Genomic DNA, 25,228 nt, shown 5'->3' on the forward strand with positions numbered 1-25,228 from the left:
AACTCTAGGCATCCACAGCAGATTGTCCAAAAACGCGTCACAAGAACCCTAGTCTGACGCATTTCCACACCCAATCTGACGTCAGGTTGGGGTGTGCATGTGTTGACGCGAACGCGTCTGTCTGGATCAAACGCCTATGGCAGTCCTGCCTCTGAGCATGAAATTGCATGCGAGATTTCGTTCCTGCGGCCAAAGTTCTTGGTGACCTTTCGTTACCTCACCGCCGTGTTGCGCCCATCACACCTGTTTGCTTCCGAGGATGTGGGGCCCTGATCCTTGCAAGACCTAGTTTTTTTCAGCGCTTGTCAGAGCGTGCCCAATGGAGGACACAATTTATGACTAACGTTCTTTGGTTTTCTGAGCTTGGCCTGTCCGACCTTGACCAGGTCGGAGGCAAGAATGCATCGCTCGGTGAAATGGTTCGGAATCTTGCCTCGGCGGGGGTGAAGGTTCCCGGTGGTTTCGCCACGACGGCGGACGCCTACCGGCACTTCCTGGCGGAGTCAGGCCTTGATACCCGGATTGAAAGCATCTTGGAGGGCTTGGACAGCGGCGACGTGGCCGCCCTGGCCAAGGTTGGCGGGGAGATCCGCTCGCTGATCCGTGAAACACCGTTCCCGGCCGGGTTCGAAGAGGACATCCGCTCGGCATACCAGCGTCTCACCGAGGAGCACGACGGGGATGTGTCCTGGGCGGTCCGGTCCAGCGCCACGGCCGAGGACCTTCCTGATGCTTCCTTTGCCGGACAGCAGGAGACCTTCCTGAATATCCGCGGCATCGAGAACATCCTGCACGCGATCAAGGACGTTTTCGCGTCGCTGTACAACGACCGGGCCATCGCCTACCGCGTCCACCATGGATTCACCCACTCGGAAGTGGCACTTTCGGCGGGTGTGCAGCGGATGGTGCGCTCCGACGTCGGCGCCTCCGGGGTGATGTTCACCATGGATACCGAAACCGGCTTTACGGACGCGGTATTCATCACGTCCTCTTATGGCCTCGGCGAAGCCGTAGTCCAGGGTGCTGTGAATCCCGATGAGTTCTACGTCTACAAGCCTGCCCTGGCAGCTGGACGCCCGGCGGTGCTTAAGCGCGGTTTGGGAGAGAAAGCCGTGCAGATGGTGTACACGGGTGCCGAAGAGGTCGGCAAGACAGTCGACTTCATCCCCGTGCCGCAGGAGTCGCGCAGCCGCTTCAGCCTCAGTGATGCCGAGGTGGAGCAGCTGGCGCGCCACGCCGTGGCGATCGAGGGTCACTACGGACGGCCAATGGACATCGAATGGGGCAAGGACGGGGTGGACGGGGAACTCTACATCCTGCAGGCCCGCCCTGAAACCGTTGAGTCCCGCAAAGCCGCGGGGGTAACCTCCCGCTACACCCTCACCGAACGTTCAACGGTGCTGGTGGAAGGCCGCGCGATCGGCCAGCGCATCGGGGCCGGCCAGGTCCGGGTGCTGTCCTCGATTGACCAGATGGCCTCCTTCCAGGAAGGCGATGTCCTGGTGGCCAACATGACCGATCCTGACTGGGAACCGATCATGAAGAAGGCTGCCGCTATCGTCACCGACCGAGGCGGACGGACCTGCCACGCGGCGATCATCGCCCGCGAACTGGGCATCCCCGCCGTCGTCGGAACGGGTTACGCCTCCCAGATCCTCAAGGACGGCACCCCGGTGACCGTGTCCTGCGCCGAAGGCGAAGCCGGGCTGGTGTACGAAGGGCTGCTGGAGTACTCCCTCCAGGAGACAAGCCTCGACACCATGCCTGAAGCTCCCGTGAAGATCATGATGAACGTCGGGACCCCGGAGCAGGCCTTCAGTTTCGCCAAGCTCCCCAACCACGGCGTGGGCCTGGCCCGCCTCGAATTCATCATCAACCGGCAGATCGGTGTCCACCCCAACGCCTTGTTGGCTGTCGCCGGTGAGATTGAGCGCCCGGCATCTCTGGATGACTACACCGTCCGGCAAATCCAGGAGAAAACCGCTGCTTACGACGGCCCGCGCGACTACTACGTGAGGCGTTTGGCCGAGGGTATTTCGACCATCGCGGCAGCGTTCGCCCCTGAACCGGTGATCATCCGGCTTTCGGACTTCAAGTCGAACGAGTACGCGAACCTGATCGGCGGCCCGGCCTTCGAACCTGAGGAAGAGAACCCGATGATCGGGTACCGCGGCGCTTCCCGGTACCTCTCCGAGTCCTTCCGGCAGGCGTTCGAACTTGAGTGCGAGGCCCTGAAGTACGTCCGCAACGAGATGGGCCTGACCAACATCAAGCTCATGGTCCCGTTCGTGCGCACCCTGGAGGAGGCAAGCGGCGTCATTGACCTGCTCGCAGCCAACGGACTGCGTCGCGGCGAGAACGGCCTGGAGATCGTGATGATGTGCGAACTGCCGGCCAACGCCCTCCTGGCTGATGAGTTCCTGGAGTACTTCGACGGATTCTCCATCGGATCCAACGACCTCACCCAACTCACCCTTGGCCTAGACCGTGACTCCGCCCTGGTCGCTGATGGTTTTGACGAGCGGAACCCGGCGGTGACCAAGCTTCTGGAGTTGGCCATCACCGCGTGCCGGGCCAAGGGACGCTACGTGGGAATCTGCGGCCAGGGACCCAGCGACCACCCGGACTTCGCCGAATGGCTCCTGGCGCAGGGCATCAGCTCCATCTCCCTGAACCCGGACGCCGTCACCGAGACCTGGCTGCGCCTGGCCCGCACCACCAGCACCCCGGTCTAAATGACGGATCACCAAGCCGAGGGGGCGGGCTCCGCGCCCGCCCCCACGGTGTTCTTTCTTTCCGACAGCACCGGAATTACCGCGGAAACACTGGGCAACACCCTGCTGACCCAGTTTCCCGGGCAGCGGCTGGAGCGCCGGACCATCCCGTTCATCACCACCATTGAGCAAGCACGCGAGGTGGTGGCCGTGATCGACAAAGTGGCGGCCTCAGGTCCCGTGCCGATCATCTTCTCCACTGCCGTGGGGCAGAACATCCGCGCCGTACTCTCCCAAAGCCGCGGGCAGTTCTTCGATTTGTTCGGTACCCACATCGGAGAACTCGAGAAAACCCTTGGCTCAGCGGCCAACGGCAAGCCCGGCCAGGCCCACGGAGTGGGGGATGCAGTCCGCTACCAGTCCCGCATGGCCGCCGTCGAATATGCGATCGAGCACGACGACGGCCAGTCCCTGCGCGCACTGGAGCGCGCCGAGCTGATCCTCATCGCGCCCTCCCGCTGCGGCAAGACGCCCACCACCATGTACCTTGCACTGCAGCATGGAATCCTGGCCGCCAACTTCCCCCTGGTCGAAGAGGATTTCGAGGTACTGGCCCTCCCGAAGCCCTTGTTGCCTTTCGCAGACAAGTGCTTCGGCCTGACGTCCCAACCGGTCAGACTGAGCCAGATCCGCCAAGAACGCCGGCCGGGCAGCAGCTACGCATCCTTGAACCAGTGCACCTTCGAACTCAGGAACGCCGAGGACATGTACCGGGCCAACAACATCCCGTACGTAAACTCCGCATCCATGTCCGTTGAGGAAATTTCCGCCACTGTCCTACAACGCATGCAACGGCTTCACGGATCCTCGGTCACGGACTAAGCAACCACAGAGGACGCGTCAGGCCCCACGTTGGAAGGTTTTGAGGTCAGGCTGGAGTGTAAGTTCATGAAGAAGGGACATGAAGGACCGCGGCCGGATTATCTGGTAGTTCCTTCAGCGCAAACCACGGCTGTGTGCCAGAGCAATGGCCTCGCTGCGTGATGTGACTTCAAGCTTCCTGAAGAGGTTGCGGACGTGGAACTTCACCGTGTTTTCGCTGATATTTAGTGCCATCGCTATGTTTCGGTTCCGCTGGCCAGCTGCCAGTAATTGGAGTACTTCCAGTTCTCTGTTGGCGAGGTCCCAGCCGGAAACATCTCCTGGTGTGGCCGGGGCGTCCAGGGGAAGGGTTAACGGCAATGTCGGCTCCCCAGCCCTGCATGAGATCAATCTCCAGGCGACCACTAAGTGCTTGCACTCGACGCTGAAGCCTTTCCATGGCCGGTGCGTCGGTGGACATTCCGCCGTTGCCGTCATCCCTAACGTTGATGAGCAGGTTCTCGCCGTCGCAGTCCCATTGTGTTCGGATTCGTCGAACTTCCGGTTGTTCCATTATGAGCAGCAGCAGGCCCCGTACGATGGCTCTTGCCGCGATCGCAACTTCTCCTGGCAGGGCACGTCCGTTTAGTGGCGGCTCGATGAACTGTACTTCGATGCCGCTGAACTTCGTCAGAGGGTTCAGGTCGTCCCGCAGCCGTTCAAAGGCGGATGCTACCGGTTCCTCAATCAGGTCGGTTGTTTTGTCGTGATATGTGCGAAGCTCGACCAGTGCCCTTGCAGCGGTGTCTCTGACGGACGTCCGCGCAGCAGCATCGTCGAGTGTGGAGGATCGCGCGGCTGCGAGAAGCGTTTCCAAGGTGGTTGAATACACGTCGACCAACTCACTCGTAACCTTCAGCCTTTCAGCCGATGCCGCCCGGGACTCCAACAGATACGAGGGTGCGGCATCGTTGACCTTTTCTTGAATCCGGTGCGCCGCAAGTCGCCAGAGATAAGTCACCATATCCAAGGAGCCCTGTGTTTCCACGCCTGTCGTGTCCGGGTCGCTGATAACCAGAAGAGCGTTGCTTGGCTGATAAATCAGTGCCAGCACGTCACGATACCCGCCCGCTATCCTGGCCGTTCCTAACCACGGCACCTCCCCTTCGATAGAGCTCCTGAGAATCTGCAGTTCTGTGATGGAGACCTTCTCGATTACTTCCGCTGCACCAGCCTTCTTCTGTGGTCGACCGGTGCATTCCTCAGTAAAAATGACGAGCGCGTCCCCGCCCACGAAGGGTAAGGCTGCATCCCGCAACCGCTCGGCAATCTTGCCGAGGGGTGCTTCAGTGATCGCTTTTATCCTGTGGAGGAGCGGCCAAGGCGCCGTTTGCTCTATCACGTCGTGGGGTTTGCTGTTGCGGAGAGTGCCGGTCATGAGTCAAGGGTAGAGGGCCAACCGCACGGGGGACTACCCGAAAGGGTGGCTAGAACCATCCGGAAAAGGCGTTTTGCCTACCCCAAAAGCATCGAAGAATGGATGGTGAGGCACTTAAAGGAGTACTAATGCATTCGAACACAACCGAGTCCGACTATCAGGTCACTCACGAGACCATCTCGGATAACGTCTCTCTCATCCTTGGGGAGATCACGAAAACTGCCGGATCCGTTAGAACGGATCGGATGGCGGATCTTGCTTCTCTGCTGCAGCGGTCTGAGCGGATTTTCGTGGCTGGAGCTGGCCGCAGTGGCCTGGTTCTTCGGATGGCAGGCATGCGCCTGATGCACTTGGGCCTCACGGTCCACATCGCGGGCGATGCCACCACTCCGGCTATCGCTTCCGGCGACCTGCTTCTGGTGGCTTCCGGATCCGGTACCACTTCGGGCGTCGTGAAGTCCGCCGAAACCGCCACGAAGGCAGGCGCCCGTATTGCCGCGTTCACCACCAACCCGGACTCCCCGCTCGCCCGGCTGGCCGACGCGTTGGTGATTATTCCGGCAGCCCAGAAGACCGACCACGGCTCCTCGGTAACGCGCCAGTACTCGGGTTCGCTGTTTGAGCAGGCCCTCTTCGTGGCCACCGAAGCCACCTTCCAGTCCCTCTGGGACAACGATGTCCAGCCGGCTGAAGAGCTGTGGCTGCGTCACGCAAACCTCGAGTAAGAAATCTCCTGATTTTCCCACCCATTGCAGTTCACAACCAGAAAGAAAATTAATCATGAAGCTCCAAGTTGCCATCGACCTCCTGACCACCGAAGCCGCCCTGGAACTGGCCGGCCAGGTCGCCGAATACGTCGACATCATTGAACTCGGCACCCCCTTGATCAAGTCGGAAGGCCTCTCCGCCATCACCGCGGTAAAGAAGGCACACCCCGAGAAGATCGTCTTCGCCGACCTCAAGACCATGGACGCCGGCGAACTCGAAGCCGACATCGCCTTCAAGGCAGGCGCTGACCTTGTGACTGTCCTGGGTTCTGCTGACGACTCCACCATCGCCGGGGCGGTCACGGCTGCCAAGGCACACAACAAGGGTGTGGTTGTTGACCTCATCGGTGTCGAGGACAAGGTCGCCCGTGCCAGAGAAGTCCGCGCCCTGGGTGCCAAGTTCGTTGAAATGCACGCTGGCTTGGACGAGCAGGCCAAGCCCGGCTTCGACCTGAACGGCTTGCTGCGTGCCGGCGCCGAAGCCCGCGTTCCGTTCTCCGTTGCCGGTGGCGTCAAGGTGGAGACCATCGCGGACGTCCAGAAGGCCGGCGCTGACGTAGCCGTTGCCGGTGGTGCGATCTACGGTGCCGAGGACCCGGCCTTGGCTGCCAAGGCTCTCCGCGCCGCGATCGTCTAACCATCCGGCCCGAAGGTGGCGTCCCGCACTGAGCAGTACGCGGGGCGCCACCTTTTGATCCGCGACCAGATCTCCCGCGCAACCGTTGGCCGGTGCGGGGAACGCCGTCGAAAGTTGGAAGGCAACATTGTCTATTACGTTCGTTGATGCTCCGGTCGGCACCGAGTCCGCGGCGACCCCCGGCTCGAACCGCAGGAAAAACGCTGGCCTGCGGAATCCCTTGAGGGATCCGCGGGACCGCCGCCTGAACCGCATTGCCGGGCCGTCGTCGTTGGTGTTCTTCGGAGTAACCGGCGACCTCGCACGTAAGAAACTCATGCCTGCGGTCTATGACCTGGCCAACCGTGGCTTGTTGCCGCCCAGCTTTGCCCTGGTGGGTTTCGGGCGCCGTGACTGGGACAATGCCGATTTCGCGGCCGAGGTCAAGGAAAACGTCAAGGCCCACGCCCGCACGAAGTTCGATGAAGCGGTCTGGGAGCAGCTCGCTTCCGGCATCCGTTTTGTCCAGGGCGAGTTCGACGACGACGACGCTTTCGAGCGTCTCGGCGACGTGCTCGATGAGCTCGATGAAACCCGCGGTACGCGCGGCAACCATGGTTTCTACTTGTCCATCCCACCAAAGGCCTTCGAGCAGGTTTGCCGGCAGCTGTCCAAGCATGGCTTGGCGCAGGCCCAGCCTGGTCAGTGGCGGCGTGTGGTGATCGAGAAGCCCTTTGGGCATGATCTCGAATCCGCGCGCCAGCTCAACGACATCGTGGAATCGGTGTTTCCGCCTGACGCAGTGTTCCGTATCGACCACTACCTGGGCAAAGAGACGGTCCAGAACATCCTCGCGCTTCGTTTCGCGAACCAGTTGTTCGAACCCCTCTGGAACGCCAACTACGTCGACCACGTGCAGATCACCATGGCCGAGGACATCGGCACCGGTGGTCGGGCGGGGTATTACGACGGCGTGGGCGCGGCCCGCGACGTCATCCAGAACCACCTGCTGCAACTTCTTGCGTTGACCGCGATGGAGGAGCCAATCTCCTTCAACGCCGATGACTTGCGCGCCGAAAAGGAAAAGGTCCTCGCTGCAGTCAAGCTGCCCGATGACCTGTCCACCCACTCCGCACGGGGCCAGTTCACCGGCGGTTGGCAAGGCGGCGAGGAAGTCCTGGGCTATCTGGACGAAGAAGGAATTCCCGCCGATTCAAAAACCGAGACCTATGCTGCCATCCGCGTGGATATCAACACGCGCCGCTGGAACGGGGTTCCGTTCTATCTGCGCGCAGGCAAGCGTCTGGGTCGTCGTGTTACCGAGATCGCCGTGGTCTTCAAGCGTGCGCCCAACCTGCTCTTCCGGGACCATGGTGAAGACGACTTCGGACAGAACGCCGTGGTGATCCGTGTACAGCCTGATGAGGGTGCCACCATCCGATTCGGTTCCAAGGTCCCTGGTACGCAGATGGAAGTCCGTGATGTGACCATGGACTTCGGCTACGGGCACTCGTTCACGGAGTCCAGCCCCGAAGCGTACGAACGTCTCATCCTGGACGTGCTCCTGGGCGAGCCGCCGCTGTTCCCCAGGCACCAGGAAGTGGAACTGTCCTGGAAGATCCTTGACCCGTTCGAGGACTACTGGGCCGGGCTTGATGAGCAACCGCAACCCTATGCACCCGGCAGTTGGGGACCGGCCTCGGCCGATGCCCTGCTGGCCCGTGACGGACGAACCTGGAGAAGGCCATGATCGTAGATCTTCCCGATACCACTACCTCCAAGATCTCCAAGAAGATCATGTCGCTGCGCGAACAGGGCGGCGTGATCGCCCTGGGCCGGGTCCTGACACTGGTGGTGGTGACCAAGTCCGGACAGGAAGAGGAAGCCATCGAAGCGGCCAACGAGGCCAGCCGGGAGCATCCCTGCCGGATCATTGTCCTCGCCGACGCCGGTGTTGAAGGTCCGGACCGCCTTGACGCGCAGATCCGGGTAGGTGGTGACGCTGGTGCCTCCGAGGTCATCGTGCTCCGCGGACACGGTCATATGGCCCACGAAAGCGAATCCCTGGTGGCCGCCCTGCTCCTGCCGGACGCCCCGATCGTCGCCTGGTGGCCGCACGGGGCCCCGGAGAGCGCCTGCGAAACCTCTATTGGCCGCATCGCCCACCGGCGAATCACAGACTCGGCCAACGAGCCCGATCCCCGCCTGGCCCTGGAGAACATCCGGGCCACCTACAAGGCAGGCGATACGGACCTCGCGTGGACCCGCCTGACCAACTGGCGCATGCAGCTCGCTGCCGTATTCGACCAAGTGGATGGCGACCCCGTGTCCGCCATCGCGGTAGAGGGCGCTTCCGACTCCCCCAGCACGTTGCTGCTGGCAGCGTGGTTGAAGAATTCCCTGAACGTCCCGGCCACCGTCATCGCCGGACCGTCAGGGATGGGCCTCCGGAGTGTTCGGCTTAGTCGTAGGTCCGGAGATGTCATACTGTCCCGGCCGGGTCGATCAGGGGCTGAACTGACCCTACCGGGACAGCCTGACCAACACATCATCCTCCCTCGCCGTAGCCTCCAGGACTGCCTCGCAGAAGAGCTCCGCCGCCTCGACCCCGACGAGGTCTTCGGAGACACCGTCCGTGGCTTCGACTTTCAGGAATGAAACGCGGGACGCCGCAGGCACGCGGAAACGCCCCCATCGATGGAGCGATATTCGGGCGCACTAAGCAGCCAAGCATGTGCAATTGCACCGGCCGTTCTGCGCCCTCGCCGTAAGGCATGACCTGAGCTCCATCAGTCCACCAGAGCATCGACTACTCTGCGGTGGTCAGGACGCCAGAACCTTGGCTATGCGGGCGCGTACTCCTTGTGCAGCATGCGCATGTGTTCTTCTGTGAGCTTGATGAGCGCCTGGGTTGCTGGGGAGAGGCTTGTTGGGTCGCGGGTGATGATGGCAAAAGTTTCGATTAGCGGTGGTTCGAGACTGACCCAGTGCAGTTTGTCGGTGTATCCAAGCGCCTGGGCTACCGGAATTGATGCGACAGCCGCGGCTGTTCCGGCGGCTGCAACGGCCAGGGCGGCGGAGCCTGTTTCGACTTCGATGTCAGGTGTGAACGCTATGCCCTGGGCTTGGGCACGTTCGCTCAGCTGACGCCGTGTGGGGTCGTTTTCGGCCCACCCTGAATCGGGGAGGACCAGTGGGCGCTGCAGCAGCCCTTCGATTGTCACTGGCCTTTGAATTGCTGGTTTGGTATGGAAATAGGCTGCCTCGCAGGACCAGAGCACGTCACTGATGGTCAGGCCCCGGGCATCGATGGGAAGCGCAACGACGCCAGCCTCCAGCCGCCCGGAGCGAACCAGTTCTACGACTTGCGCTGAGTTTGAACCTATGACCCTGACGTGGATATTGGGATGCGCGGCACGGAATGCCGGGATGAGTCCTGAGAGTACGTAGTGGCCGCTGTTGAACATGCCGAAGGTGACGGTGCCTTCCTCCCGGTCCCGGATGCCGGTGACGGAGTCCATGGCGGCTTGGTAGTCGCGGACAACTTTTTTGGCGTGGGGTAGGAACTTGTGGCCTGCTTCGGTGAGGGTGAGGCCCTGTTTTGCGCGCGTGAAAAGTGCAACGCCTACGCTCTGTTCCAGCTTGCGGATCTGTTCGGAGAGCGTCGGTTGGGACACCCCCAGGTCTTCGGCCGCTTGCGTCAAGGAGCCAGCCTTCGACGCGGCCAAAAAGTAATTTACCTGAAGAATCGTCACCCGTATCTCCTACATCCAGCAGACCATTGTCCCCAGCAGCATATAGGCAAACGCTTGAGCATATATAGAGGCTACCTATGCTGGACTGTAAAACTACCCAGATTTCGCGAAATTTCGGAGTATTTCCGGGCAGAAGTCTTGCAAACCAAAGGTGATTCAGATTACATCTTCTTATCCCTAGTCAACCCCTATGGATCAATCTCCGAAGAAGGCAATCCTCATGGAAACAGCGATAGTCCCCGCCGAGTCGCCGCCCACGCTGGGTGCGGTGAACGTACAGGGCCTGCATAAGAACTACGGCGTCATCGAAGTCCTGCACGACGTGAGCCTGAAGATGGCTGAGGGCGAGGTCGTTTCGATCATCGGCCCCTCGGGAGCAGGCAAAAGCACGTTCCTCCGATGCCTGAACTACTTGGAAGTCCCCACGGCAGGCACCATCACCATAGGCAGCACTACCGTGGACGCCACCGCCAAGCGCCCGGACCGGGCGAGCCTGCAACGGCTCCGCAGGGTCACTGGGATGGTGTTCCAGAACTTCAACCTTTTCCCGCACCTGACCGTGATGGAGAACATCACCCTGCCGCAGCAGAAAGTGCTCGGACGCAGCCGAGAGGAGGCCCATTCCGTTGCCGAAACTCTGCTCGCGCGGGTCGGCCTGGTCGAGAAGAGCGGTCAGCACCCCTCCCGTCTTTCCGGTGGACAGCAGCAGCGCATTGCTATAGCCCGGGCCCTGGCACTGTCACCGAAGGTCATGCTGTTCGACGAACCAACCTCTGCGCTGGACCCCGAGCTGGGCCTGGAAGTGCTCTCGGTCATGCGGGACCTGGCCGATGAAGGCATGACGATGATTGTGGTGACCCATGAAATGCAGTTCGCCCGGGATGTCTCCGACCGGGTCATGGTCATGGCAGACGGTCGCGTACTCGAGCTCGGACCCAGCCAGGAAGTCATGACCAACCCCAGCCACGAGCGGACCAAGAAGTTTCTCCGCGCCGTACTGGACCGGTGACGGCAATGCTCGTGCAAATCGCTTCCGGCATCGGAATGACCTTGGCGATCACCGGAGCCTCGCTGGCCATCGGAGCCATCCTGGCACTGCCTTTGGTTGCCGCCCGCCGTTCCACATGGACACCATTGCGCGTCGTTGCCACGGCCTACATCGACGTAATCCGCGCCATCCCGCCCATCACATGGCTGTTCCTGATCTATTTCGGCCTGCCACAGTACGCTCTCCGGTTGGACTCAGTCTCAGCGTCGATACTTGGGTTCTCCGTCATCGCCTCGGCCTACATGGCCGAGACATACCGTGCTGGCCTGCTCAGCATCCCCAAAGGACAGTGGGAAGCTTCCACAGCCCTGGGCATGCGATTCCTACCGACCACTCGCCACATCATCACCCCCCAAGCCTTCAAAGTCACCCTCCCGGCAGTTGCCGCCTATGCCATAGCCCTCATCAAGGACTCGGCCCTGGCTTCCACCATCGGCGTCCACGAGATCACCTACCAGGCTGGATTGGCTTCAAAAGCCACGCATCAAGGACTGCTGTCCTTCACGATCGCTGGACTGCTTTACATTGCGATCAGCCTGCCGCTTGCCCTCGCCGCACGCCGCGTTGACAGCACCCTCCGCCAGAAACTCGAGGTGGCGTGATGACTCTCGTCGACCAATGGATTACCTGGCTACCGGCACTATCTCCAGGACTGAGCGTCAGCCTTGGCCTGACCGGACTGTGCTTGCTGTTTGGAATGCCTCTTGGCTTGTTGCTGGCCCTAGCCATCGAAAGCCCGCTGACCCTTTTGCGGGTGCCAGCTCTTGTGGTGGTGGAAGTCGGCCGCGGGGCCCCGGCCCTGGTGCTGCTCTACTTACTGTACTTCGGCCTCCCCGAAGGCGGCATCACACTGCCGGCTTTTGCAACTGCCGTCATTTCGTTGTCCTGGACCACCGGCGCCTATTCCAGCGAATTGTTCCGCTCAGGCCTGGCCTCGGTGCCCCGTGGCCAGCGCGAAGCAGCTGCGACGGCGGGCCTGCAGGGGTGGAACGGTTTCCGCTACATCGTCCTGCCCCAAGCCATCCGGATCTCCACACCACCGCTGGCAAGCCTGGCCGTCACGATCTTCCAGACCAGCTCGCTCGCTTTCGTCATCGCCGTTCCGGAGCTGATGTCCAAGGCCTACGCCCTGGGTTCCATCACCTTCGAATACCTCAGTGTTTTCCTGCTCACGTCCGTGCTCTACGGGTCGATCACACTCATCGCCCTGGCGTTCGTCCGACTCGGTGAACGCCGCCTGAACCGTTACCTCTAATCGCATCAAACCCTCCCCAACACACAAAGGACCCACCATGAAGCTCGAGAAGTTCTGGATCCGCCCCGCCGCCCTGACCACCGTCATTGGAGCAGCTGCCCTGGCCTTGACAGGTTGCAGCCCCTCCGCAGACGCCAGCGTGGACCCCTCCTGCACCCCGAAGCACTCGTTCAAGACGATCACCGAAGGCACGCTCACCGTCTCGACCTACGACTTCGCACCCCACATGAAGCTGGATGGCACCAAACTGTCCGGCGTCGAAGGAGACCTGCTGAACGAGATCGCCAAGCGCGAATGCCTCAGCGTGACAGTTGAAGCCTCCGGCGGCGCCGGTGCCGCCATTCCAGCCGTCCAGGCCGGACGGTCCGACCTGGCAGCCGGCGACTGGTGGCGCACCAAGGCCCGTTCAAAGCTGGTAGCCCTGAGCAACCCCGTCTACCTGGACCAAGGAGCCTTGGTCTCAACGGCCGGATACAAGACCGTGGCCGAACTCGACGGCAAGAAGATCGGGTCGGTGGCAGGCAACCTGTGGAACGACGAATTCACCCAGGTATTCGGTGACAAGTTCTCCGTCTACCAGGATCCTGAAGCCGTGTTCAGCGATCTTGCGGCAGGCCGCATCGACGCCATCATCGACAGCGTCGGCGCCACCACAGCACGGTTCGAGTCCAAGCCCATCGCCGGTGCCACGGTTCTTCCCCTGCAGCCCGACTCGCGCATTCCGGTGACCGCACACCCCGGCCAGGTCAATTGGCCAACCAAGCTCGAGAACAGCGAGCTGACGAAGGCTCTGAACGAAAACATCGAAGACCTCCGCAGGGACGGCACCATCGCCGAACTGCTGAAGAAGTACGGCATGGATTCCAGCGCCGCCGAAGTCGGCGAACCTGACATGCTTTAGTCCCTTCCCCGCCGCCCCGGGCGCATCATGCACCCGGGTCGGCGGCCCGGCTTCCCCTCCCACGACACCTGAAGGAACCTGACATGACCGACCAACACCAGAAAGTCGCCCTCGTCACCGGGGGATCGCGCGGCCAGGGGGCGTCCCACGCCGAAGCTATCGCCTCGGCTGGATGGCGCGTCATCATCGCCGACGTCCTCGATGCGGAAGGCGAAAAGACCGCCGCGGCCCTGGCCGAGAAGGGACTCAGCGTCCGCTACCTGAATCTCGATGTGACCAACGAGGCTGCCTGGGCCGCGGCAATTGCAGATATTGAACAGCACGAGGGCGGCCTGGATACCCTGATCAACAACGCCGGCATCATCCGCGTGACGCCCTTGAACGAACTCGAACTGCGCGAATGGGATCTGCTCCTGAAGGTCAACGCCACTTCGGTCCTGTTGGGTATGAAGGCGGTCTTTCCGGCTCTGTCCCGGCGCGGAGGCGGGACCATTGTGAACGTGGCATCCACTGCCGCCCACCGGGGTGCGGAAGCCTACGGCGCCTACTCCGCCTCGAAAGCCGCAGTGCTCGCCCTTACCCGCGCTGCTGCACTGGAATACGCACCGCACAACATCCGGGTCAACTCCATCAGCCCCGGCGGCGTCGAAACACCCATGAACAACGACGAACCGCAGGGCGGCACGTCCTCCAGCGCACCGCTGGGCCGCCGCGCCCGCCCCCACGAAATATCACCCCTGGTGATGTACTTGGCCTCCGACGCCTCCTCCTACGCCACCGGAGCGGACTTCCTCATTGATGGGGGAGTGACAGTGCGATGACCCGCTATTGCGTCATCGGTGCCGGCGCCGCCGGCATCTCAGCACTCCAGCAGCTCCGGAAGGCCGGCTACGAAGCCGACTGCTTCGAAAAGAGCAGCCGCGTCGGGGGCCACTGGCACACCGACTACGAAGCCCTGCACCTGATCACCGCCCGGGACATGACCCACTTCGAAGACTTCCCCATGCCCAAGGAGTACCCGCACTTCCCGCGTCGGGACCAGGTCCGGGACTACATCGAGTCCTACGCCCGCCACCACGGCCTTTACGACATCATCCAGTTCGACACCGAAGTCCTCTCCGTCACCCCCGTCCCCACCGACGGAGCCGTTGGGTCAGCAGGATGGAACGTCACCACCTCGCACGGCTCGGACACCTATGACGGCGTCATCGTCGCCAACGGCCACCTCTGGGACAAAAAGACCCCGCAATTTCCCGGCACCTACACGGGAAAGCAGCTCCACTCCAGCGAGTACAACAACGTCAAGGACCTGGACGGGACCCGGGTCCTGGTAGTGGGGGCCGGTAACTCCGGGTGTGACCTGGCCGTGGACGTGGCCCAGCACCGCTTCGAAGCCGACATCGTCATCCGTAAAGGCACCTACTTCCAGCCCAAGGCCTACTTCGGCAAACCCCGCCAGGAACTGGACTTCCTCAAACAGTTCGCACCCGATGAAGTAGACCTCATCAGCCGCCTCCTGGCCCGCGTGTCCATTGGTGAATGGAGCGACTACCCCGGGATGCCCGAACCCAAGCACCGCACCCTGGCCGAGGGCAGCACCGTGGTCAACACCTTGCTGCCGTACTGGATCCAACACGGTCGCGTCGGCGTCGTCCCGGGCATCGAACGATTCGACGGCAAAACCGTCCACTTCACCAACGGCACCGCCAAGGAATACGACACCATCCTCTGGGCCACCGGCTTCCACTCCAGTGTCCCGTTCCTGGACACCAACCTGGTTCCCCGCCGCAAGGGGGCCCCGATCCGCTACGGAGCCGGAATCATCCCCGAGGGCCTGGAAAAGCTCTACTACGTGGGCATGATCGCACCCCGCGGACCCCAGATCCCCGTCTACGGCATGCAAACCAAACTCGTCGTCAAAATGATCGCCCTGCACGAACGTGCAGGCGAACAGGGCGCGAACGTCGGCGCGTACCTCTCCGGACTTCAAGATTCCGAAGACCGCATCGACATCGTCCGAGCCATCTGGGAAGACCAAATGGCGGACACCGAACGATTGTTGGCCGCCTACACGGAAGCCATAAGAGACCAGCAGAAGTTCACCGCAGCTTAGCCGCCAGCGGTGTGCCAGCGGCCCATCACTGGCGACGGCTGGCGTCTTGGCGTTCCCGACACCCGCGGCCGGGGCGCTGCCTGGCTATCCGGGCTTGATGTCCTGCAGCAAAGCGATATGGCGGTGCGCGTACTTGATGAACTCACGGGTGGCGGGGGAGAGGGAGCCATTGACACGGGTAATGAACGCGAAGTGCTCATGGAAGGCCGGCTCCAGCGAAACGTAGCCCAACCCCTGCTGCTCGATCATGGACTTGGCAACGTGATACGACACCAATGAGTCGCCGACTCCCTGGGCGGCCAACTCAACGGCGTGGGTTTGGAACTCCACCTCTGCAATCGGGTTCAGTGTCACTCCCGCGTGCTGGGCACGTTCGGTCATCGACAACCGCAATGGATCCGAATTGGACCAGCGGGCCTCAGAAAGGATCAGCGGCGCGGCCGCCATTTGCTCCACCGACACCGGCCCGGCCAAGCGTTCGGGATCGGCGCTGACATAGACCACCTCATCGCTGAGAACCGGCGGGCTCACTGACAGGCCCCGGTCATCGACGGGAAGCTGCACCAGTCCGGCTTCCAGCTCACCGGCCCGGACGGCGTCGGCCACTTCCGAGGAATTCAATCCGACCACCCGGATTTTCACCAGCGGGTACCGCTCATGGAAATCTCGGATGAGACCCGTCAACAGATACAGGTGGGCGCTGTTAAAGGTACCAAAGGACACGGTTCCGCCCTGAAGCGTGCGCACCTCACGGACGAGGTCCGCCAATCCTTCGACCTCATCCAGCGCCCGCTGGGCGCTCGGCAGCAGCAGCCGCGCCGCTTCGGTGAGCTGCAGCTCCCGGTTGGTTCGCGTAAAGAGCTTTACGCCCAAGCTGTTCTCCAACCGCCGGATCTGTTCCGACAGGCTGGGCTGGGCGATGTGCTCAGCCTCAGCGGCCGCGGAAAGGGTTTTGTGTTTGGCCGCCGAAAGGAAATAGCGGAGCTGCACAAGAGTCAAATTAGACATAGGAGTTTCCTTGAGGAAGGGTCGGGAATTGAGTCTACACCTCGAGCCTAATCTTCCGTAACGTTATTTCCACGCCGGTGACGGCAATCACAAACAGCCGATTCCGGCACTCTTTCTTCACTGATTAGGACTACGCCATGACTGCAATCTCTGCTGCTCCAGGCAACCATCTCATCGACGACGGACCGCTCACGAGATACCACCGCCGGCTCATCGCCGCCTGCTCCGGAGGACCGTTCCTGGACGGCTACCTGCTCAGCATCGTGGGCGTTGCCCTGACCGGCGCAAGCGCGGAACTGGGACTGGATTCAGTGGAGCTCGGCCTGGCCGGCGCGGCTTCGCTCGTGGGTTTGTTCCTCGGCAGCCTGGTACTCGGACCCATCACGGACCGCATCGGCCGCAAGATGATGTACACCGTGGACCTGCTGGCCATGGTTATCGCCTCAGCCGCCTGCCTGTTCATCAGCGACGGCTTCCAATTGATCCTCCTGCGCCTTGTGGTAGGCCTGGCCGTCGGCGCCGACTACCCCATCGCCACGGCTCTGTTGACCGAATGGATGCCCAAGAAACGACGCGGTGCCATCATCGGATGGCTCTCCACGATCTGGCTTGTCGGAGCAATCGTCGCCTACTTGGTCGGATTCGCGCTCTCCAGCGCGTTCGGTCCTGAATCGTGGCGGTGGATGCTGGCCAGCGGCGCCGTGTTCGGCCTCATTGTCATGATGCTGCGCTTCGGCGCCCACGAATCACCCCGCTGGCTGGTAGCCAAAGGCCGCTTCGAGGAAGCCCGCGATGCCCTGTCCAAGGCCCTGGAACGTGAAATCACCATCGAAGACGTCAAGTCATTGGTGGCCACCGATGAAGAAGAAACGAAGTCCACCTTCGGCTCTTTGCTGAAGGCCCCCTTCCTCAAGCGCACCCTGTTCTGCGGCATCACCTGGATGTGCATCGCCCTTCCACAGTTCGCGCTGTTTACCTACGGTCCGATCATCCTCTCCCAGTTCGGGCTCGCCCACGGCGGCGCCGAAGAAACGCTGGGCCAGATCGTCCTCAACCTCGGCTTCCTCATCGGCACATTGCCCGCACTGCGCTGGGTTGAAACACTGGGCCGTCGGCCGCTCATGATCTGGACCTTCGTCGCCGCTGCCGTGTTCCTCTTGCCACTCGGGCTGTGGCCCGACGGCCCCAACTGGTTCGTGATGATCTTCTTCTTCCTCTTTACCCTCGCCAGCGGCGCCGGAACAATCCTCGTCTTCATCTACCCCAACGAGCTGTTCCCCACCAGTATCCGCGCCTCCGCGGTCGGACTCGCCACCGCCATCAGCCGCATCGGCGCCGCCATCGGCACCTACATGGTTCCCCTGTCCCTGAGCGGCATCGGGACCGGGCCCACCATGATGATCGGCGCCGCCCTCACCATTCTCGGACTGCTGATCACCATCGCTTGGGCCGAAGAGACCCGCAATAAGTCCCTCACTTCACTGACCACCAAGATCCTGACCACGGTCAAGGGCTAAGACTTTAAGGAACCCCCATGAACACCAAGCCATCACGCGTCGCCCTCGTCACCGGAGCCGGAAGCGGCATGGGACACAGCACCGCCGAAGTATTCCTCAACGACGGCTGGCATGTCATCGCCGTCGATGTCACTGCCCCCGAATTCAACGGCCATTCAGCCCACGTCACCCCACTGGTCGCCGATGTACGGGACCGTGCCGCGCTCGAGAAGAAGCTCGACGAGATCCTCCCCGGAATCGGGGGGGAAATCCACGCCGTGGCCAATATCGCCGGCGTCTACCCGCCGTCGACCCTCGACAGCTACACGGATGAGCTCTACCGACTGGTCTTTGACGTCAACGTGCTGGGTGTACTGAACGTCATGGCCGCTGCCAAGCGGTCCATGCCCGAAGGCTCCGCGATTGTGAACTTCGCCTCCGTGGACGGTTACCACGTTTCCCCCGGCCAGCTCGTGTACGGCGCCTCGAAGGCCGCCGTCATCATGATCACCAAGGCAACAGCACTGGAACTGGCGGAGAAGAAGATCCGAGTCAACGCCATCGCCCCGGGCTGGGTCAACACCCCCGGAAACGCCGCAACCGGGCGCATGGACGCCGCCGCCGCATCCATCCCCCTGGGCCGTGTGGCGCAGCCGGAGGAAATCGCCCGCTGGGTCCGGATCCTGGCCGACAACGAAGCCGCCGGCTTCATGACCGGCGAAACAGTCACCCTTTCCGGCGGCGACGTCATCCGCTAACCGGGCGACCACCCACCCACACCCCGCTACTTGAACGGAAAGACCCCATGACCCGCTATTGCGTCATCGGTGCCGGCGCCGCCGGCATCTCAGCACTCCAGCAGCTCCGGAAGGCCGGCTACGAAGCCGACTGCTTCGAAAAGAGCAGCCGCGTCGGGGGCCACTGGCACACCGACTACGAAGCCCTGCACCTGATCACCGCCCGGGACATGACCCACTTCGAAGACTTCCCCATGCCCAAGGAGTACCCGCACTTCCCGCGTCGGGACCAGGTCCGGGACTACATCGAGTCCTACGCCCGCCACCACGGCCTTTACGACATCATCCAGTTCGACACCGAAGTCCTCTCCGTCACCCCCGTCCCCACCGACGGAGCCGTTGGGTCAGCAGGATGGAACGTCACCACCTCGCACGGCTCGGACACCTATGACGGCGTCATCGTCGCCAACGGCCACCTCTGGGACAAAAAGACCCCGCAATTTCCCGGCACCTACACGGGAAAGCAGCTCCACTCCAGCGAGTACAACAACGTCAAGGACCTGGACGGGACCCGGGTCCTGGTAGTGGGGGCCGGTAACTCCGGGTGTGACCTGGCCGTGGACGTGGCCCAGCACCGCTTCGAAGCCGACATCGTCATCCGTAAAGGCACCTACTTCCAGCCCAAGGCCTACTTCGGCAAACCCCGCCAGGAACTGGACTTCCTCAAACAGTTCGCACCCGATGAAGTAGACCTCATCAGCCGCCTCCTGGCCCGCGTGTCCATTGGTGAATGGAGCGACTACCCCGGGATGCCCGAACCCAAGCACCGCACCCTGGCCGAGGGCAGCACCGTGGTCAACACCTTGCTGCCGTACTGGATCCAACACGGTCGCGTCGGCGTCGTCCCGGGCATCGAACGATTCGACGGCAAAACCGTCCACTTCACCAACGGCACCGCCAAGGAATACGACACCATCCTCTGGGCCACCGGCTTCCACTCCAGTGTCCCGTTCCTGGACACCAACCTGGTTCCCCGCCGCAAGGGGGCCCCGATCCGCTACGGAGCCGGAATCATCCCCGAGGGCCTGGAAAAGCTCTACTACGTGGGCATGATCGCACCCCGCGGACCCCAGATCCCCGTCTACGGCATGCAAACCAAACTCGTCGTCAAAATGATCGCCCTGCACGAACGTGCAGGCGAACAGGGCGCGAACGTCGGCGCGTACCTCTCCGGACTTCAAGATTCCGAAGACCGCATCGACATCGTCCGAGCCATCTGGGAAGACCAAATGGCGGACACCGAACGATTGTTGGCCGCCTACACGGCGGCACAGACATCCCCATCTGCTGAACGTTCCCACGCCTAGGCGACCGGGCACCAACCTCCTCCACCACTACCAAAGAAAGAAACATCAGAACCAATGACTGACATCACGCTCCAGCAAGCCGAACGAGTCCTGGCTGCGGCCCTGGCTAAAGCAACCAACCGTAACCTGGCCATGAACGTGGCCATCGTGGATGCCGGCGGAAACCTCAAGGCTTTCAGCCGTCAGGACGGCGCATGGCTGGGTAGCATCGATATCGCCATCAAGAAAGCCCGCACCGCCCGCTACTTCGACATGCCAACCGGCACCATTGGCTCCCTGTCCCAGCCCGGCGGCCCGCTGTTCAACATCGAAGTCTCCAACGGCGGACTGATTACCTTCCCCGGTGGGCTGCCCATCACCATCGACGGTGCAGTTGTCGGCGCCATCGGCGTCAGCGGAAGCACCGTCGAGAACGACCACGCCGTAGCCTCGGCAGGAGCGGACGCACTCGCCCTGGCAGCAGCACTCGCCTGAACCTCAACTCTGTCAGGGGTGCGCCGCAAGCCCGGGTCACCCCTGACTGTCTTTTTACAACGAAACCCACTAACGAGACCAGGAAAACGATGACAACGCAGTCGACGGACGTCAACCCCAGACTCCGCGAGCAGCTCCCTCCAACGACAAAGTCAGCCGGTCACGTCATTGTCGACTCGCTCGTGGCCCACGGAGTGCAGCGGACGTTCGTGGTACCCGGCGAAAGCTTCCTCGACGTTCTTGACGGCCTGCACAACTCACCCATCGAAACCATCGTCTGCCGGCACGAAGGCGGCGCCGCCTACATGGCCGAGGCCGATGGAAAAATGCAACAGACCCCCGGCATCGCCATGGTCACCCGAGGACCAGGAGCTGCCAACGCACACGTCGGCCTTCACACAGCGTGGCAGGACTCCACTCCCATGGTCCTTTTCGTTGGACTCATCCCCTTCGGACACCGCGACCGGGAAGCCTTCCAGGAATTCGATATCAAAGCCTGGTTCGACACCGGCGCGAAGCGAGTCATGGTCCTGGACCACCCGGAACGGGCCTCCGAAATCGTCGCCGAAGCCATGTTCGCAGCCCTGAACGGACGCCCCGGCCCCGTCGTCGTTGGACTTCCCGAAGACATCATCCAACGGCACATCGAACCCACCCTGCACCCCAGCATCCCCGTCGCAACGGGAGGCATGACAACTGTCGACAGCCGGGCCATAGCGGATGCACTGATGAACTCGACCAAGCCCCTCTTCATCACCGGAGGCAACGACTGGTCACAAGAGGCAGCCGACCAACTCACGCATTGGCTGGAAAAGCACCACATCCCCGCAGCCGCCGAGTGGCGAACACAAGGAACCGTGTCCTTCGATTCACCCTCCTACGTTGGGCCCATCGGCTACGGACGCCCACGGCCCACATACGACCTTCTCGAGGAAACCGACCTCCTGATCTTCGTCGGCACCGTTCCGGGCGACGTCATCACTGACGGGTTCCTCTGCCGACAGGATTGGAACAAGAAGAACTTCCTGGTCACCATCGACCCCTCCCTGCGGGGACGCTCGGGGCCGGTCTCGTGGCAGATCGTCGCCAAACCCGACGTCTTCGTCCGAGATCTCGTCGAGATCGACCTGCCCTACCGCGAAGACTGGAAGGCCTGGACGCACAGAATGCGCGGCGAACAGGTGGCCTTCGCATCACTACCGGCAAAAACACCAGCCACCGGACCAGCCCGCATGGACACCCTCATGGCAAATCTGGTCCCAACCCTACCCACCGACGCCATGGTCACCTTCGGCGCTGGAGAGCACACGAACTGGGCCCACCGCTACTTCCCAACCCGGCGCTACGCCTCCATGCTCAGCGCACGCAACGGTTCAATGGGCTACTCCATCCCCGCAGCAATAGCCGCCTCGCTGGCTCACCCTGGCCGGCGGATCGTCACCATCGCCGGCGACGGCGAATTCCTCATGAACGGACAAGAACTAGCCACAGCTGCCCAATACGGTGCCACGCCACTGGTAATCGTCATGGACAACCAGGAATACGGCACTATCCGAACACACCAGGAACGCCACTACCCGGGGCGAATATCGGGCACACAACTTCAAAACCCTGACTTCGCCATGATGGCACGCGCCTTTGGAGGTTTCGGCGTCCGCGTCGAGAACGACAAGGACGTCCCGGCCGCGCTTCACGCTGCCCTCAACGCCATAGAAGAAGACAACGTCTTCTCCCTTATCCATCTCATCGTTGAACAGCGCGTAAAGGCCTACTGACGCCAGGCCCACCCAGCCGCCCCTCGCCCGCCAAGGGCGCGGTGCGGCTGCTCATAAACGCCCGACATCTTCACACCACTGAAGGCCATTCCTTGAGGAAGGATAAGAAATTGAGCCTACACCTCGAATCAATTGCTCCGTAAAATTGATTACATCAGCCGGTGACGGCAATCACATACAGCATTATCAGATCAAAGCCTGGAACCTCGCTATTTCCTCGGTCCACGCTTAGCTACCACTCCACAAGCTCAACAGCCATGAGGGCTGGACCTCACCCCACCGCGCTCAAAACGCCGCTTTCCGCACCAGATCAGATAAGGAAATGGAAACAATGAAGTCTCGAACAGCCTTGCTGGAACGCAAGCCGGTAGCGCGAGTGCATCCACTGATCGGCAGCCACCCCGTCCCCGCTGTCAGCGCCCAGCCCATGGGACCCGACTGCGAAGATGAATGCCCCTACTGCCACGGCCCTGAAACCGACTGAACGCCGAAGGCAGCTCATCCAGAGGCGGACCTGATCGCCACGGCTTACCGGTCGAACCTAAAAACGTCCCGCGTCACTCAAACCACGGCATACCGTCAACGGCCGCGCCGGAAGTTCAAACCGTGAACTTCGGCGAGTCAGCAAAGCTAACGCTATTTCTTTTCACGATTATCACGGAAAGTCAGCTGGCTTGCCTGTAATCGGCCGCTATCTCAATCCCAAAACCCCAAATCCCCGGGAACAGCACCAAGAGAGGCAACTAAAGGGCCTCTCTCACAAGCTCTAACCGGTCAAAAAAAGACGGCGTGCCCACCAAGGCACGTCCCAACGAAAGAGAAACAACGAAGTGACGATCGCATATCGCGCAGCAGACCTCGACGCCAGCCAGTTGGAAGAATCACTGCTCGCCCCGCCCAGCGCCACACCGCTCAGCGGCGACATTACGGTTCGGAGCCGCCGGGAGTTCGAAAGCGAGGACGGCCGCATCGCCTCAGGCACCTGGGAAACGGAAACTGGACAGTCACGCTGGGAATTCCTCTCCAAGGGCGAAATCATCCACGTTCTCTCAGGCAAGATGACCGTCCAGCGCGACGGCGGCGAAGAAGTGCTCCTCACCCCTGGTGACACCGCATACTTCCCGATCGGATGGACCGGAACCTGGACCGTTCACGAGCGCCTCCGTAAGGTCTTTGTCGTCTACACCGCTTAGGGCAGCTGATAGGCATGGCGACCATCCGCTGAAAGTGATCGTCGCCAATCAGCTGGCAGGATACTCGAAACTTTCCCCACACAAAGCGGGCAAGCACGCCTGATGGCATTCACCGAGGCCGCTTCAGAGAACAGACGCAGCGCCGCAGCAAACCACCCATGAGCTACCAGGGCCTCCCCCTCGCAACAGGAGGCCCTGGTTTTGCTGTGCCCTCAGGGCAACGGTTAGCAGTAGGTAACCGACCCGAAAGGGTGCGCTGCCCGGTCGGTCCCGGCGCGGATTGCGAACGCGTAGAGAATCGGAATTGTCCCTAGCCGACGTGTCGCCCTGGCGGTTCAGTCAACGCATGTTGCTTTCGAACGATCCGGCGAACGTGGCTGCGAAGCCGTTGAGCCTCTGGTCCCATCTCATGACTCAACGTCCTTCGCCGGTTGGGTCAAAAGGCAGTGGTCCATAGACGCATTCAGGACAGCGTCGCCGTTCGGAACGAGCCCCGCGCTGTACCGAACGTTCGCGGCTCGAGTCGACATCGTCTTCGAAACGCAATTGACGCATATCGAGGGGACACCTCAAGTAGCCTAACCTAACTCAGTCAAGTGCATACACCTGTCCAGTTTGGATCCCTTCAACGCATTTCACGTAGGCGCGGCCCACTTTGTCGGCCGGAACCTGCGCAAAGCCTGGGAAATACTCGTGATAACCGGTTGCTTCGGCAAGGACAGTAGGGCTGACGGCATTGATCCGGATACCGCGGGGAAGTTCTGCGGCCGCGGCCATTACGAACGACTCCAGCCCGCCGTTCGCCAGTGATGCCACAGCACCCGTCAGAATAGGTTCACGGGACAGCACGCCCGTTGTCAGAGTCAGTGAGCCGCCGTCAGATATATAGCCGATTCCGGCGTGAACGAGATTCAACTGGCCCATTACCTTATCCTCGAAGCCAGCACGGAAGTCATCTGCTGTGAGCTCCTCCAACGGTTTGAAAGGGACCGACCCTGTACAAGAGATAACCGCGTCTACGATGCCCACTTCCTTGAACATGGACCGGACAGACTGGACGTCGGTAACATCGACGGTTATGTCCCCTGTTCGGGAAGCCTCAATTATTACGTGTCGCTGTTCCAGGGCTTTCACTGCGGCGGAGCCGAGCAAGCCGTTGCCGCCGACAATCAGAATTTTCATTCTTTTCTCCTTCTCTTGAGCGGTCCGTGACCGCACGTGAACTAAGTCCGACGGCGGTGGCAAGTCGAGTGAATTGGACTCGGCGTGCGACACCGCTGTGAGGCCCGATAATGAACTGCTGCGCAGTGGCACTGCGGTGCATTGTGACTCTGGGGGTAGTTTGTGGAAGTCCTTAAGGATCCAAGGTTCCCGGAAGCCGGCCTGGATGGAGGCTGGGTAGGGAACGAGTCAGGACCCGAAGGTGTTTCGGATCCTGACTCTTCTGTTTGGTGGCTGTCGCCGGTCTGGGTTTTATTGGTGGGTGAGTTGGGGTTCGGGTGTGGTGGTGGGGGTGTAGCGGTTTCCTCGGTGGGTTTCGGGGGAGAGGTAGGTGGCGGTGATGGTGATGATGCTCAGGCCGACGACGTAGAGGGCGACCATCCAGGGGTTTCCATGTGCCAGGTCCAGCAGGAGCACGGCCAGGACGGGGGAGAGACCGCCGGCGAGGGTGGACGCGAACTGGCTGCCGAGCGAAGCGCCGGTGTAGCG

23 protein-coding genes and 1 pseudogene are annotated in these 25,228 nt (G+C 61.7%); 19 read left to right on the forward strand and 5 right to left on the reverse strand.

Annotation, left to right across the window (positions count from 1 at the left end):
• Positions 1-335: 335 nt before the first annotated feature.
• Positions 336-2,735, forward strand: a complete 2,400-nt coding sequence (gene ppsA, locus ACSVIE_RS14865; protein WP_442424342.1) for a phosphoenolpyruvate synthase — start codon at positions 336-338, stop codon at positions 2,733-2,735.
• Entirely contained in the window at positions 2,736-3,596 is an 861-nt protein-coding gene (locus tag ACSVIE_RS14870) for a pyruvate, water dikinase regulatory protein (protein ID WP_442424343.1), read from the forward strand.
• A 114-nt stretch (positions 3,597-3,710) separates the two neighbouring features.
• Here ACSVIE_RS14870 and ACSVIE_RS14875 read toward each other — a convergent pair whose 3' ends face one another.
• A complete protein-coding gene (locus ACSVIE_RS14875; RefSeq protein WP_442424344.1) occupies positions 3,711-4,073 on the reverse strand; it encodes a response regulator transcription factor in 363 nt (120 codons plus the stop codon).
• 1,068 nt (positions 4,074-5,141) lie between these two features.
• Here ACSVIE_RS14875 and hxlB point away from each other — a divergent pair.
• The 4 genes from hxlB (at position 5,142) to ACSVIE_RS14895 (ending at position 9,054) form a co-directional block, all read left to right on the forward strand.
• Positions 5,142-5,738 carry a 6-phospho-3-hexuloisomerase gene (gene hxlB, locus ACSVIE_RS14880; RefSeq protein ID WP_442424345.1) on the forward strand — a complete coding sequence of 199 codons (597 nt, stop codon included), beginning with the start codon at positions 5,142-5,144 and terminating at the stop codon, positions 5,736-5,738.
• 55 nt (positions 5,739-5,793) lie between these two features.
• Positions 5,794-6,417 (forward strand): 3-hexulose-6-phosphate synthase, encoded by a 624-nt coding sequence (gene hxlA, locus ACSVIE_RS14885; protein ID WP_442424346.1) that lies wholly within the window; start codon positions 5,794-5,796, stop codon positions 6,415-6,417.
• Positions 6,418-6,637: 220 nt separating this feature from the next.
• Positions 6,638-8,146: a glucose-6-phosphate dehydrogenase gene (gene zwf, locus ACSVIE_RS14890; protein ID WP_442424363.1), complete on the forward strand. Its 1,509-nt coding sequence runs from the start codon at positions 6,638-6,640 to the stop codon at positions 8,144-8,146.
• A complete protein-coding gene (locus tag ACSVIE_RS14895; RefSeq protein ID WP_442424347.1) occupies positions 8,143-9,054 on the forward strand; it encodes a glucose-6-phosphate dehydrogenase assembly protein OpcA in 912 nt (303 codons plus the stop codon). The genes zwf and ACSVIE_RS14895 overlap by 4 nt, the downstream gene beginning before the upstream one ends.
• 185 nt (positions 9,055-9,239) lie before the next feature.
• On the opposite strand, the gene ACSVIE_RS14900 is transcribed toward ACSVIE_RS14895, so the two are convergent.
• On the reverse strand, positions 9,240-10,151 hold the full coding sequence (locus ACSVIE_RS14900; RefSeq protein ID WP_442424348.1) for a LysR family transcriptional regulator: 912 nt from the start codon (positions 10,149-10,151) through the stop codon (positions 9,240-9,242).
• A gap of 190 nt (positions 10,152-10,341) precedes the next feature.
• Here ACSVIE_RS14900 and ACSVIE_RS14905 point away from each other — a divergent pair, with 190 nt between their 5' ends.
• The 6 genes from ACSVIE_RS14905 to ACSVIE_RS14930 all read left to right on the forward strand — a co-directional run bounded on the left by ACSVIE_RS14905 (position 10,342) and on the right by ACSVIE_RS14930 (position 15,468).
• Entirely contained in the window at positions 10,342-11,160 is an 819-nt protein-coding gene (locus ACSVIE_RS14905; RefSeq protein WP_442424349.1) for an amino acid ABC transporter ATP-binding protein, read from the forward strand.
• Between the two features lie 5 nt (positions 11,161-11,165).
• Complete coding sequence (locus ACSVIE_RS14910) at positions 11,166-11,801, forward strand: amino acid ABC transporter permease (RefSeq protein ID WP_442424364.1); 636 nt, start codon at positions 11,166-11,168, stop codon at positions 11,799-11,801.
• On the forward strand, positions 11,801-12,454 hold the full coding sequence (locus tag ACSVIE_RS14915) for an amino acid ABC transporter permease (protein ID WP_442424350.1): 654 nt from the start codon (positions 11,801-11,803) through the stop codon (positions 12,452-12,454). The genes ACSVIE_RS14910 and ACSVIE_RS14915 overlap by 1 nt, the downstream gene beginning before the upstream one ends.
• A 37-nt stretch (positions 12,455-12,491) precedes the next feature.
• Positions 12,492-13,355, forward strand: coding sequence for an ABC transporter substrate-binding protein (locus ACSVIE_RS14920; protein WP_442424351.1), 864 nt, complete (start codon positions 12,492-12,494; stop codon positions 13,353-13,355).
• A gap of 83 nt (positions 13,356-13,438) precedes the next feature.
• The gene (locus ACSVIE_RS14925; protein ID WP_442424352.1) at positions 13,439-14,176 is read left to right on the forward strand and encodes an SDR family NAD(P)-dependent oxidoreductase; all 738 of its coding nucleotides are present in this window, start codon (positions 13,439-13,441) and stop codon (positions 14,174-14,176) included.
• Positions 14,173-15,468, forward strand: coding sequence for a flavin-containing monooxygenase (locus ACSVIE_RS14930; protein WP_442424353.1), 1,296 nt, complete (start codon positions 14,173-14,175; stop codon positions 15,466-15,468). The genes ACSVIE_RS14925 and ACSVIE_RS14930 overlap by 4 nt, the downstream gene beginning before the upstream one ends.
• 84 nt (positions 15,469-15,552) lie before the next feature.
• On the opposite strand, the gene ACSVIE_RS14935 is transcribed toward ACSVIE_RS14930, so the two are convergent.
• Entirely contained in the window at positions 15,553-16,476 is a 924-nt protein-coding gene (locus tag ACSVIE_RS14935) for a LysR family transcriptional regulator (protein WP_442424354.1), read from the reverse strand.
• A gap of 137 nt (positions 16,477-16,613) precedes the next feature.
• On the opposite strand from ACSVIE_RS14935, the gene ACSVIE_RS14940 reads away from it, so the two are divergent.
• From ACSVIE_RS14940 to ACSVIE_RS14970, 7 genes are all read left to right on the forward strand, one after another.
• Positions 16,614-17,993 carry an MFS transporter gene (locus ACSVIE_RS14940; RefSeq protein WP_442424355.1) on the forward strand — a complete coding sequence of 460 codons (1,380 nt, stop codon included), beginning with the start codon at positions 16,614-16,616 and terminating at the stop codon, positions 17,991-17,993.
• A 17-nt stretch (positions 17,994-18,010) separates the two neighbouring features.
• The gene (locus ACSVIE_RS14945) at positions 18,011-18,730 is read left to right on the forward strand and encodes an SDR family NAD(P)-dependent oxidoreductase (protein ID WP_442424356.1); all 720 of its coding nucleotides are present in this window, start codon (positions 18,011-18,013) and stop codon (positions 18,728-18,730) included.
• A 47-nt stretch (positions 18,731-18,777) separates the two neighbouring features.
• Positions 18,778-20,076, forward strand: coding sequence for a flavin-containing monooxygenase (locus tag ACSVIE_RS14950; RefSeq protein WP_442424357.1), 1,299 nt, complete (start codon positions 18,778-18,780; stop codon positions 20,074-20,076).
• A gap of 54 nt (positions 20,077-20,130) precedes the next feature.
• Positions 20,131-20,550: a GlcG/HbpS family heme-binding protein gene (locus tag ACSVIE_RS14955; RefSeq protein WP_442424358.1), complete on the forward strand. Its 420-nt coding sequence runs from the start codon at positions 20,131-20,133 to the stop codon at positions 20,548-20,550.
• Positions 20,551-20,639: 89 nt separating this feature from the next.
• Positions 20,640-22,325, forward strand: coding sequence for a thiamine pyrophosphate-dependent enzyme (locus ACSVIE_RS14960; RefSeq protein ID WP_442424359.1), 1,686 nt, complete (start codon positions 20,640-20,642; stop codon positions 22,323-22,325).
• Between the two features lie 331 nt (positions 22,326-22,656).
• On the forward strand, positions 22,657-22,809 hold the full coding sequence (locus tag ACSVIE_RS14965) for a hypothetical protein (protein ID WP_442424360.1): 153 nt from the start codon (positions 22,657-22,659) through the stop codon (positions 22,807-22,809).
• Positions 22,810-23,155: 346 nt separating this feature from the next.
• A complete protein-coding gene (locus tag ACSVIE_RS14970) occupies positions 23,156-23,518 on the forward strand; it encodes a cupin domain-containing protein (protein WP_442424361.1) in 363 nt (120 codons plus the stop codon).
• 588 nt (positions 23,519-24,106) lie between these two features.
• Here ACSVIE_RS14970 and ACSVIE_RS14975 read toward each other — a convergent pair.
• Positions 24,107-24,700 (reverse strand): short chain dehydrogenase, encoded by a 594-nt coding sequence (locus tag ACSVIE_RS14975; RefSeq protein ID WP_442424362.1) that lies wholly within the window; start codon positions 24,698-24,700, stop codon positions 24,107-24,109.
• 291 nt (positions 24,701-24,991) lie between these two features.
• Positions 24,992-25,228 (reverse strand): annotated as a pseudogene (locus ACSVIE_RS14980) (hypothetical protein); the annotation flags it as partial.

This window comes from Paenarthrobacter sp. NCHU4564 (genome assembly GCF_052156435.1).
Taxonomy (GTDB): Bacteria; Actinomycetota; Actinomycetes; order Actinomycetales; family Micrococcaceae; genus Arthrobacter.